A 10,725-nucleotide genomic window follows, 5' to 3' on the forward strand; every position below is an offset into this window, starting at 1 on the left:
CCCGCCCCCACCACGACCACGCTCACGAAAACTCTCCTCAGTGCAAAAGTAGACTGAGTGCAGATTAGCTCCGCTCCCCCGCCGTGTCCACCCACCCGCACCACCGGGATTAGCCTGGGGCGGTGGACGAGCCGACGGGACTGCGCGAGCTGAAGAAGCGGCGCACGCGCGAAGCGATCTCGAACACGGCGATCGAGCTGTTCTTCGAGCACGGCTTCGACCAGGTGTCGATCTCCCGGATCGCCGAGGAGGCCGAGGTCTCGCGGCGCACCCTGTTCGCCTACTTCCCCACCAAGGAAGACCTCGTCCTGCACCGGATCGCCGACCACGAGACGGAGACCGCGCGGGTCGTGGCGGACAACCCGGACGCGCCGCTGGCCGCACTGCGCGCGCACTTCCTGGACGGCCTTGAGCGCCGCGACCCGATCACCGGGCTGTGCGACGCGCCGGAACCCGTTGCGCTGTACCGGCTCCTGCTCGGCACGCCGTCACTGGCGGCGCGGATGTTCCACTTCCGCGAGGCCGGCGAGCAGGCCGTGGCCGACGCGCTCGCGAAGCACGTCCCCGCGCTCACGGCCCGCTTCGCGGCGGCGCAGATCATGGTCGTGCAGTGGCGGCTCAGCGAGGACAACTACCGCGCGGTCGCGGGCGGCACGAGCGCGGACGACGCCCACCCGGCCGCCGTGGACGCGGCGACGCTCGCCTTCGACATGCTGGGAACCGGGCTCGGCGCTGCCCTCAGCCGCGGCTGACCCCGGGCACAACCCGGCGGAAGTCGTGCGCCGAAAGCAGTCAGGCACTGCGCGACATGCAGCATTACCGGTGATCTTCAGCGATCTTGTCTTGGAGGACGCGCGCCGGTGTGCCAGCGTCGGGGGTGTGGCCGAGCTGAGGGTGTGGTTGATCCGGCACGGGGAGAGCGAGTCCAACGTGGGCGGACCCAGCTCCACCCCCGGGGAGACGCCGTTGACCCCGATCGGCTTCCGGCAGGCCGTGCGGCTGGCGCGCGCGGTCCCCGAGCCGCCGAGCCTCATCGTGACCTCGCCCTACCGCCGCGCCCAGCAGACCGCCCAGCCCGCCGTCGACCGCTTCCCGCACGCGCGGCACGAGGTGTGGCCGGTCGAGGAGTTCACCTACCTCGGCAGCCTCGAAGGCCGCTCCACCACCGTCCAGGAGCGCAGGCCGCACGTGCAGGCGTACTGGAACCGGGCCGATCCCGAGCTGCGCGACGCCGGGGCGGAGTCCTTCGCCGACCTGGTCTCGCGCGTGCGGACCTGCTTGCGGCGCCTGGGCGAGCACCGTCCGGGGCCGGTGCTGGTGCTCACCCACGAGGTGTTCGTCAAGTGCGTGATGTGGATGTTGCTCACGCAGCCCGGTGCGGCCGACCGGCGCGCGATGCGCGGCTTCCGCGACTTCCACCTCGCCACCAGGATCGCCAACTGCACGGGGGTCGAACTGCGCTCCACCGAGGGCGAGCGCTTCGACCTGGTGCCGAACCGGGTCGCGTGGAGCACCCCGCCGGGCTGAGCACCGGCCACGGAAAATCCAGGCAGAATGGCGGTATGAGCGAGCCGAAAGAGATCGTCCCGAAAGAGATCGTCGAGGCCGAACTCGTCGACATCGCGCCCCCGCCCCCGGTGACGCCGCAGTTCGACTACGACGAGGGCGGGGTGCCCACCTTCGACTACGTGCGCGAGCGCATCGAGGGCAGGACCGCCACCGCGGCCGGGGCGGCTGAGCTGGACGCGGTGACCGGTGACTCCGCCGACGTGGAGCAGCAGTTCGCCGCGCGGGAGCAGGCCGGGCGCGACCGCCTGGCGGAGATTCGCAGGTCGATGCTTGGCGAGTGATTCGATCGAGCCATTCGGTCGATCTTCGCGCGCGCCGATACTCCTCCGTTGACTCAGCGGAGGTGGTGTTCGGCATGACCCGGTCCCCGTTACCCCAGGACGAGCTCCTGCTCACCGACTCCGGCCTGGAGACCGACCTCGTCTTCAACGAGGGCGTCGACCTGCCGGAGTTCGCCGCGTTCCCGTTGCTGGCCGAGCCCGAGGGCAGGCAGCGGCTGCGCGCGTACTTCCTCCGGCACATCGCGGTGGCCCGGCGCGCGGGCACCGGCTTCGTGCTGGAGGCCCCGACCTGGCGCGCGAATCCGGACTGGGGCGCGCGCCTGGGCTACGACGCCACCGCGCTGGCCACCGCCAACCGCGGCGCCGTCGAACTGCTCGCCGACCTCGCCGAGGCCTACGAGGGCACGGCCATGCCGCTCAGCGGCTGCGTCGGCCCGCGCGGGGACGGCTACCGCCCGGAGTCGCTCATGACGGCCGAGCAGGCGCGCGACTACCACCAGGCCCAGGTCGACGTGTTCGCCGAGGCCGGGGCCGACCTCGTCACCGCGATGACGATGACCACGGTCGCGGAGGGGCTGGGCATCGCGCGGGCGGCGGCGCGGGCCGGGCTGCCGTCGGTGGTGTCCTTCACCGTGGAGACCGACGGGCACCTGCCGGACGGCACGGCTCTCGCCGACGCGGTCGCGGCCGTCGACGCGGACACCCCGCCCGCCCACTTCATGATCAACTGCGCGCATCCCGACCACTTCGCCGAGCAGCTGAGCGGAGCGTGGACCGAGCGCGTGCGGGGCGTGCGCGCCAACGCCTCCCGCCGCAGCCACGCGGAGCTGGACGAGGCCGCCGAGCTGGACGCGGGCGATCCCGACGAGCTGGCGCGGGACTACGCCCGGCTGCGCGAGCTGCTGCCGAAGCTGGCCGTGCTCGGCGGGTGCTGCGGCACGGACGTGCGCCACGTCGCCGCGATCGCCGCCGCGCTCTGAGCCGCGTCCCGCACGTGTTCGAACGAGCGCCCCCGTCTCCTCCGCCGCCGTCATCGCGCCCGGCAACCGCCTCATCGCCCACGTGGCCCCAACATCAACGCCCCCTTTGGTGCGTCTAACGCACCGAACGACCCGTTCAGTGCGCTGGAGGACCTGAACGGGTCGTTCAGGGCTTCCAACGCGTCAAAGGAGCCGTTGGGGATCGTTTTCGGAGCTGCGCGAACGCGTGGTCCCGGGCACGGTCGTCGTGTTGGGCGCGATGCCGTTGACGCCCAGTGGGAAGGTCGGTCGCTGAGCACGTGGCCGGTCGACGCGCGTCCACCAAGCGTTCAACCGCGCCGTCGACCCGGATTCAGCGGTGCGTTAAGGCCGCTTGCGCGTTCGGCGTGTCGGGATGAAGCTGCCACCGTCCCTCCAGGACACTCGGCCACCCACACGAGGGAGGCACCAGATCATGTCCCGACAACTGCACTTCTGCGGAAGCCTGCCACCCGAGCTGACGACCACCGACGCCGAGATCTCGCGCTGGTTCCTCGACCACGCCGAGCAGCACCCGGTGACCGCGGTGCCCGCGCGCCAGGACCCTCGCTGGGTGGTCGACTACCTGCTGGGCCTCGCCGAGCACAGCGACGTGATCGAGGTGAGCGCGCCCGGCGAGTACGCCGACTACGACGACATGCGCGGCTACCGCGTGCGCAAGGGCGCCGTGCTCAAGCCCGAGCACGTCTCGCACGGCGACGTGGCGGAGACCCTGGCCAAGGTCGACGCGTTCAAGGCGCTCGGGCTCGGCGACCAGCGGTTGCTGCTGCCGGTGCCGAGCCCGGTCGACCTGGCGCTGTTCAGCTTCGTCGGCCCCAGCTTCCAGAAGGCGATCCCGGCGATCTCCGAAGTGCGCATGGCGCTGAAGCACATGCCCGTCTACACCGACGCCATCGTCGACTACGTCACCGAGGTCACCGAGGCGCGCGGCGACGACGTGCTGTGGCACATCGAGTTCCCCACCGCGCTCGTCGGCATGTGGAAGGCGCGGATCTTCCCCGGCGGCCCCGCGCTCGCGTCCTCCGTGCACAGCAAGTACATCGCGACGATGCTGGCGCGCTTTCCCAAGCAGGCCAAGACGATCCTGCACCTGTGCTACGGCAACTACAACAACACCGAGGTGTTCGTCCCCAAGGACCTGTCCTGGACGGTGGCCTACCTCAACAAGCTCGCGCGCGAGTTGACGCGCAAGCAGGTCGCGCTGCCGCCGGTGCACATCCCGGTCGCCTTCGGCGCGCACGCGCCCTCGCAGGACGAGGCGTTCTACGCGCCACTGGCGAAGCTGTCGCCGTCGTGGACCAAGCTCATCGCGGGTGTGGTCGCCGAGTCCGACGCGCCGGCCTCGGTCGCGGCGCTGCGCCTGTTCGAGGCCGCGTCCCGGCGCACCTCCGTCGGCGTCGCATGCGCGTGCGGCCTCGGCAGGCACACCGTGGAAGGAGCCGAGCGCGCGGTCAAGGCGATGATCACGGTCGCGGAGTCCGGCCCGTCGAAGTAGTCCCCGCAGAATCGTCCACTGTGGACGGCGCTTACTGTGGGCGCGGTGCTCTGACGGCGCTGCCGGAATCGCCGCACCGCACGTACTCGACCCGCACCGGGAGGCGCAGTGTCCACGACCAGAACCGCGATCTCACCGCGACGGGGCGAGAACTTCCCGTCGTGGTACCAGGAGGTCGTGCGCGCCGCCGACCTGGCGTCGATGTCGCACGTGCGCGGCTGCATGGTGATCAGGCCCTGGGGCTACGGGGTGTGGGAGCTGATGCAGCGCGAGCTGGACCGGATGATCAAGGAGCGCGGGCACGACAACGTCTACTTCCCGCTGTTCATCCCGCTCTCCTACATCCAGAAGGAGGCCGAGCACGTCGAGGGCTTCGCCAAGGAGATGGCCGTGGTCACCCACCACCGCCTGGAGAAGCGCGACGGCAAGCTGGTGCCCGCCGCGCCCTTGGAGGAGCCCCTGGTGGTGCGGCCGACCTCGGAGACGATCATCGGCGAGTCGATGGCGGAATGGGTGCAGTCCTACCGCGACCTGCCGTTGAAGCTCAACCAGTGGGCCAACGTGGTGCGCTGGGAGATGCGGCCCCGGGTGTTGTTGCGCACCACGGAGTTCCTGTGGCAGGAGGGGCACACCGCGCACGCCGACGAGGCCGAGGCGGTGGCGGAGACCCTGGAGATGCACCGGGTCTACGAGAGCTTCGCGCGCGAGTGGCTGGCGATGCCCGTGGTGGCCGGGGAGAAGTCGCCGACGGAGCGCTTCCCCGGCGCGAAGCAGACCTTCACCATCGAGGCGATGATGCAGGACGGCAAGGCGGTGCAGGCCGGGACCTCGCACTACCTCGGGCAGAACTTCGCGCGCTCCGCCGGGATCGAGTTCACCGACGTCGACGGTGGGCGCAAGCACGCGTACACGACCTCGTGGGGCGCTTCGACCCGGCTGGTCGGGGCACTGGTGATGACCCACGGCGACGACGACGGGCTGTGCGTGCCCCCGGCCGTCGCGCCGCACCAGATCGTCATCGTGCCGATGCTGCGCGGGGAGGACGTCGACACCGAAGTCCTCGACTACGCAAGGGAGATCGCCGCCGACCTGCGCGGGAAGTCCACCCGGTTCGGCCCGCTGCGCGTGCACGTCGACGAGCGCGGAACGCGTCCCTCGGACAAGAAGTGGCAGTGGATCAAGCGCGGCGCTCCGCTGCTCGTCGAGGTCGGGGCGCGCGATGCCACCGCGAGCGTGGTCAGCTACCGCAACCGTTTCTCTCCCGCCCAGCAGCTGAACAAGCCGTTCGCGGAGTTCGTCGCGGGCGCGGCTGAAGAGCTGGAATCGTTGCAGGACAAGCTGTTGGCCCAGGCACAGCAGCGGCTTGACGAGAACATCCGCCGCGATGTCCTCACCCGCGCCGACGCGGAGGTCTTCTTCAAGCAGGAGCGCGCCGGGTTCGCGCTCGCGGGCTGGTGCGGCGAGCGGGACTGCGAAACCGGCTTGAAGGCGCTCGGCGTGACCATCCGCTGCCTGCCGACGCACCTCACCGCCGACGCCGCGACGTGCCTGCCGTGCGGAGGGGCTTCGCGGCACTCGGTGATCTGGGGCCTGTCGTACTGACAGGCGACTTCGCCCCTGGTCGAAACCTCGAAACGAGGGCAACCCAGATCTTCGTGACAGCGTCTTCGCTGGTGAAAGCACTTCTCTGATTCCTAGTAGGAGAACGAATGCACAGGCGTCTCGCACTCTGCGCCGCCGCCGCGGCCTCGGTCGCGCTGCTCATGGGCGGCACCGCCGCCATGGCCAACCCGACCCCGGCCCCGACCTCCGGGTCCGTGGAGGCGGAGTTCGGCGCGCACTTCCCGGCAGCGCTGAAGGTCCGCATCGCCAAGGCGCAGAAGTACGCCGAGAGCCGCCCCGGCGTGACCGGCATCGTCGTCCGGGACCGGCTGACCGGGGCCGTGTGGCGCAACGCGGCGGCGGGCACGCACGCGTGGGCGTGCTCGACCCCGAAGCTCGCCATGGTCGTGGACCTGTTGCTGCGCAACGACTCCGGTGCCGTCAAGCTGACCGCCGAGGACCGCGAGCTGATCCACAAGATGCTCAACTCCAGTGACGACGACGCCGCGCACACGCTGTGGAAGCGCTACGGCGGCGAGGCGGAGTTCGCCAAGCGCTTCCCGCTCTACGGCATGACCGACATGAAGTTCACCGACAAGCACCCGCACCACTGGGGCTGGATTCTGACCACCCCGAACGACCTCGACCGCCTGATCAACTACGTGCTGGAGAAGCTGCCCGCCAAGCACCGCGCCTACATCGTCAAGGAGATGCGCGCCGTCGACCCCAACCAGCAGTGGGGCGTGTGGGGCGCGGGCGCGAAGGCCCAGCCCGGCAACAAGAACGGCTGGTCCGACGACAACGACGACGGCTCGTGGATCATGAACTCCGTCGGCTTCGTCGGCCCGCGCGAGCGCTACACCGTCGCGATCATGAGCAACACCATGGTGATCCAGGACGGCTTCAACGTCGGCAAGGAGACCACGACCAAGGTCGGCGAGATCCTCTTCAACGGCTACTTCGGCTAGCTCACGCCGAGTTCGACCCGCGCGCACGCGCGGACCTCGTCCAGCGCCGCCAGCGTCGCCAGGTAAGGCTCGCGGGCGCTGGTGTCGCGGGGCTTGGCGTCCACCAGGCCGACCCGCTGGTCGTGCTTGAGCACCGTGCGCGCCGCGAACATGAAGTCGAAGGACGTCGCCCGGAACTCGCGCACCCGCCGGTGCACGTCGCCGCTCCAGCACAGGCTGGCGGCGACGTGCTCCGCAGGCACCTGCCCGCCGCCCCACACCCAGTCCTCCACCGTCACCAGCGCGTGCTTGCGCAACTGCTCGTCGGTCGTCTGGCAGGCGCTCCAGACCTCCTCGACCGTGCGCTCCAGCACGTGCGCCCAGCGGGCCAGGTCGTCGTAGACCTCGCGCAGATCGCGGCGCCCGTCCCGTTCCCGCACCGCGTCCAGGAACGCCTGGTGCTGCCGCCCGGCCAGTTCCATGTGGACGGTGATCTGGCGTTCGAGGACCGCCACGTCCTGCCGGGTCTTCCAGCGCGAGACCAGGACTCCCAGTGCGATTCCGGAGCTGAGCAGGAGGGCGACGACCACGGCCGTCTGCACATCGAACGCCACATGATCATTTTGTCACGGCGCGGACGTACCTCTCACCGAGGGCCCGGACGTGCTCGACGAGTCCGGGCGGCTCGGAGACGTGGAAGTCGAGGCCGAGCATGCCGACGTAGACCGCGAGGATCTCCAGGCTGTCCCCGCCGGTCACCAGCACGCAGGTCGAGTCGTCCACCGCCTCGACCACGCCGACGGCCGGGTTGATCCGCGGCAGCACGTCCTGCGCGGGAGCGAGCACGGTGATCCGCGCGTGCACCTTCCAGCCAGCGGTGGCCACGTCGCGCAGGACGAAGCTCGTGTAGTCGCCGCCGGGGAACGGAGTCGGCTCGAAGCGGCGGTGGGTCGCCATCCGCAGCGAGATCCAGTCCACCCGGTAGGTGTGCCAGTCGCCGGTCTCAGTACCACGTGCGACGAGGTACCAGTGCCGCTCCCAGCTCACCAGCCGGTACGGCTCCACCAGCACCGGCCAGTCACCGAACGGCGCCGACGCGTCGTTGCGCCGAGGCACGTCGTCCTCGCGATCTGGTGCCCTGTAGTCGAAACGCAGCATCTCCGCGTCCCGGATCGCCGCCGCGATGCTCGCCAGCACGGACGCGTCCACCACCGGATCGGGCACGTTGGAGCCGGTGTTCGCAGGCCCTTCTGACACCGCGTCGTGCAACGCGGTCACCTGTCGCCGAAGCCGGTGCGGCAGCACCTGCTCGAGCTTCGACAGCGCCCGCGCGGAGCTGTCCTCGATGCCCGTCACCCCGCGCCCGGCCCGCAGTCCGATCGCCACCGCGACAGCTTCCTCGTCGTCGAGCAGCAGCGGCGGCAGCTTCGCCCCGGCCCCCATGCGGTAGTGCCCGGCGGGCCCGCGCACGGCCTCGATCGGATAGCCCAGCTCGCGCAGCCGATCGATGTCGTTGCGGATCGTCCGCCCGCTGACGTCCAGCCGTTCGGCCAGCTCAGAGCCCGGCCACGCCGGTCGGGACTGCAACAGGGCCAGCAGGGCGAGCAGCCTGGACGCGGTCTCCAACATCTCCCGACTGTATAGGAACCTAATGTGCCTATACAGCTTCTACTGTCTGCCTCATGACGAACAACAGCGAGATCCGCCCCTTCCGCATCGAGGTCTCCCAGGTCGAGCTGGACGACCTCAACGACCGCCTCGCCCGCACCAGGCTGCCGCGCCCGGCTCCCACCGACGACTGGGAGTACGGCACCCCGAACAGCTACCTCAGCGAGACCGTCGACCACTGGCGGACCAAGTTCGACTGGAGCGCGCAGGTCAACCGGATGAACGAGTTCCCCCACCACCTCACCGAGATCGACGGGCAGAACGTCCACTTCATCCACGTTCCGTCCCAAGAGGACAACGCGACCCCGTTGCTGCTGCTGCACACCTACCCGGGGTCGTTCGTCGACTTCCTCGACATGATCGGCCCGCTGACCGACCCGGTCGCGCACGGCGGTGACGCCTCCGACGCGTTCTCGGTCGTCGTGCCGTCGATGCCCGGCTTCGGCTACAGCACCCCGCTCGCCGGGCGCGGCTGGACCATGCGCAAGGTGGCCGAGACCTACGACAAGCTGATGCGGCGCCTCGGCTACGACTCCTACGGCTCGCACGGCAGCGACGGCGGCGCGATGATCTCCCGCGAGCTCGGGCTGATGAACCCGGAGGGCTTCCTCGGCCTGCACGTGCTCCAGCTGTTCTCCTTCCCCTCCGGCGATCCGGCGGAGTTCGAGAAGCTCCAGCCGAAGGACTACGCCGCGCTCGAGCACATGAAGTGGTTCCAGTCCGTCGGCGGCTACAACCAGATGAACGGGACGCGCCCGCAGACCATCGGGGCCGCCGTCGCCGACTCGCCGGTGGGGCAGCTGGCGTACAGCGAACTGTTCAACAACTTCGGCGACGGGACGAGCCTGGTCACCACGGACCAGATCCTGACCCAGGTCTCGCTCTACTGGTTCACCAACACCCAGGCGACCGCTGGCCGCTACCACTTCGAGGAAGGACGGGCGGGTCACGAGCCCGCCGTGAACTCCGCGCGCACCGGCGTCGCCGTCTTCGCCGACGACTTCAAGTCGATCCGGGTCTTCGCCGAGCGGGACAACTCCAACATCGTGCACTGGTCGGAGTTCCCCGACGGCGGGCACTTCGCGTCGATGGAGCGTCCGGACGTCCTCGCCGAGGACCTGAGGACGTTCTTCCGCGCTCCCCGGTAGTTTGCACCGACGAGCGAGGGGAGCTGAAGTGGCGCGTCTTCACGTCGGTTGCGCGATGTGGACCCACAGAGCGTGGTCCGGGCGCTTCCTGCCGCAGGCACTGCCTGCCAGGGAGCGCCTTCGGGCGTACGCGGGCTGGTGCAACGCGGTCGAGGGCAACACCACCTTCTACGCCACCCCCGCCCGCGCCACCGTCGCGACGTGGGCGGAGCAGACCGATCCCGGCTTCCGCTTCGTGCTCAAGCTCCCCAAGGTCGCCACGCACGAACGCCGGTTCGTCGGCGTCGAGACCGAGATGCGGGCGTTCCTGGACGCGATCGACCCCCTCGGCGACCGCGCGGTCCTCTGGACCCAGTTGCCCGGCTTCTTCAGCCCCGCCGACGTCGACGCCCTCGTCCGCTTCCTGCGCAGGCTCCCCGCCAACCGCCGCCGCGCCGTGGAGGTGCGCCACCCCGACTTCTTCACCGACACCCGCGCGGCGGCTCAGCTCGAAGCAGCGCTCGCCGAGGTCGACGCCGAGTGGGTGCCCTTCGACACCACCGTCCTGTACCAGAGTCCGCCCACCAGCGAGGCCGAGCAGGAGGCTTGGGGCAAGAAACCCCGGCTGCCGCAACGAATGCGGGCGCTGACCGATCAGCCGATCGTCCGCTACATGGGCCGGGACTCGGCGAAGGAAACGATCGAGGGGTGGCGGCCGTGGACCACGACCGTCGCCGACTGGTTGCGCGAAGGCCGGTCGCCCACGGTCTTCCTGCACACCCCTGACAACTGCGACGCGCCCGCCCTCGCCCGCCGATTCCACGACGACGTGCGCGCACTGGTCCCCGACCTCGCCCCACTCCCCGAGCCGGAGCCGGTCGAGCCCGCCACCCTGTTCTGAGCGGCTGGGTTCAACACCAGTACGAGGGCTGCCAGCTTCAGCCACTGGAGAATCGATCCTCCTCACCGAAGCGCACCGAATGCGCCTCACCCAGTGCTAGGGCCTGTCCTCAAAGT

At 70.0% G+C, this 10,725-nt stretch carries 11 protein-coding genes; 9 read left to right on the top strand and 2 right to left on the bottom strand.

The features are described from left to right. Positions 1-122 precede the first annotated feature (122 nt). From CCN37_RS33435 to CCN37_RS33465, 7 genes are all read left to right on the top strand, one after another. Positions 123-752, top strand: coding sequence for a TetR/AcrR family transcriptional regulator (locus CCN37_RS33435; RefSeq protein WP_086828708.1), 630 nt, complete (start codon positions 123-125; stop codon positions 750-752). A 127-nt stretch (positions 753-879) separates the two neighbouring features. Continuing rightward, positions 880-1,527 (top strand): histidine phosphatase family protein, encoded by a 648-nt coding sequence (locus tag CCN37_RS40300; protein ID WP_168200986.1) that lies wholly within the window; start codon positions 880-882, stop codon positions 1,525-1,527. Positions 1,528-1,562: 35 nt separating this feature from the next. Continuing rightward, positions 1,563-1,850 (top strand): hypothetical protein, encoded by a 288-nt coding sequence (locus CCN37_RS33445; protein WP_246843465.1) that lies wholly within the window; start codon positions 1,563-1,565, stop codon positions 1,848-1,850. A gap of 74 nt (positions 1,851-1,924) precedes the next feature. Beyond that, positions 1,925-2,830 carry a homocysteine S-methyltransferase family protein gene (locus tag CCN37_RS33450; RefSeq protein ID WP_086828725.1) on the top strand — a complete coding sequence of 302 codons (906 nt, stop codon included), beginning with the start codon at positions 1,925-1,927 and terminating at the stop codon, positions 2,828-2,830. A 454-nt stretch (positions 2,831-3,284) separates the two neighbouring features. Continuing rightward, positions 3,285-4,364, top strand: a complete 1,080-nt coding sequence (locus CCN37_RS33455; protein ID WP_086828712.1) for a hypothetical protein — start codon at positions 3,285-3,287, stop codon at positions 4,362-4,364. Between the two features lie 108 nt (positions 4,365-4,472). Continuing rightward, positions 4,473-5,966 (top strand): proline--tRNA ligase, encoded by a 1,494-nt coding sequence (proS, locus tag CCN37_RS33460; protein ID WP_086828714.1) that lies wholly within the window; start codon positions 4,473-4,475, stop codon positions 5,964-5,966. 107 nt (positions 5,967-6,073) lie between these two features. Further along, a complete protein-coding gene (locus tag CCN37_RS33465; RefSeq protein ID WP_246843466.1) occupies positions 6,074-6,934 on the top strand; it encodes a serine hydrolase in 861 nt (286 codons plus the stop codon). Here the strand turns inward: CCN37_RS33465 and CCN37_RS33470 are convergent. Beyond that, a complete protein-coding gene (locus CCN37_RS33470) occupies positions 6,931-7,527 on the bottom strand; it encodes a hypothetical protein (RefSeq protein WP_086828715.1) in 597 nt (198 codons plus the stop codon). The genes CCN37_RS33465 and CCN37_RS33470 overlap by 4 nt on opposite strands. Positions 7,528-7,531: 4 nt before the next feature. Next, the gene (locus CCN37_RS33475) at positions 7,532-8,542 is read right to left on the bottom strand and encodes a YafY family protein (RefSeq protein WP_086828717.1); all 1,011 of its coding nucleotides are present in this window, start codon (positions 8,540-8,542) and stop codon (positions 7,532-7,534) included. 53 nt (positions 8,543-8,595) lie between these two features. On the opposite strand from CCN37_RS33475, the gene CCN37_RS33480 reads away from it, so the two are divergent. Both CCN37_RS33480 and CCN37_RS33485 read left to right on the top strand, forming a co-directional pair. Next, complete coding sequence (locus CCN37_RS33480) at positions 8,596-9,729, top strand: epoxide hydrolase family protein (protein ID WP_086828719.1); 1,134 nt, start codon at positions 8,596-8,598, stop codon at positions 9,727-9,729. 55 nt (positions 9,730-9,784) lie between these two features. Further along, complete coding sequence (locus tag CCN37_RS33485) at positions 9,785-10,609, top strand: DUF72 domain-containing protein (protein ID WP_086828721.1); 825 nt, start codon at positions 9,785-9,787, stop codon at positions 10,607-10,609. Positions 10,610-10,725 lie beyond the last annotated feature (116 nt).

The sequence above is a fragment of the Allokutzneria sp. NRRL B-24872 genome, from assembly GCF_002155965.1.
Taxonomy (GTDB): Bacteria; Actinomycetota; Actinomycetes; order Mycobacteriales; family Pseudonocardiaceae; genus Allokutzneria.

What these genes read in the sequence shown, in the direction of transcription:
- CCN37_RS33475 (WP_086828717.1), bottom strand. Translation starts at nt 8,542, where the DNA reads ATGTTGGAGACCGCGTCCAGGCTGCTCGCCCTGCTGGCCCTGTTGCAG.
- CCN37_RS33480 (WP_086828719.1), top strand. Translation starts at nt 8,596, where the DNA reads ATGACGAACAACAGCGAGATCCGCCCCTTCCGCATCGAGGTCTCCCAG.
- CCN37_RS33485 (WP_086828721.1), top strand. Translation starts at nt 9,785, where the DNA reads ATGTGGACCCACAGAGCGTGGTCCGGGCGCTTCCTGCCGCAGGCACTG.
- CCN37_RS33450 (WP_086828725.1), top strand. Translation starts at nt 1,925, where the DNA reads ATGACCCGGTCCCCGTTACCCCAGGACGAGCTCCTGCTCACCGACTCC.
- CCN37_RS33455 (WP_086828712.1), top strand. Translation starts at nt 3,285, where the DNA reads ATGTCCCGACAACTGCACTTCTGCGGAAGCCTGCCACCCGAGCTGACG.
- CCN37_RS33465 (WP_246843466.1), top strand. Translation starts at nt 6,074, where the DNA reads ATGCACAGGCGTCTCGCACTCTGCGCCGCCGCCGCGGCCTCGGTCGCG.
- CCN37_RS33445 (WP_246843465.1), top strand. Translation starts at nt 1,563, where the DNA reads ATGAGCGAGCCGAAAGAGATCGTCCCGAAAGAGATCGTCGAGGCCGAA.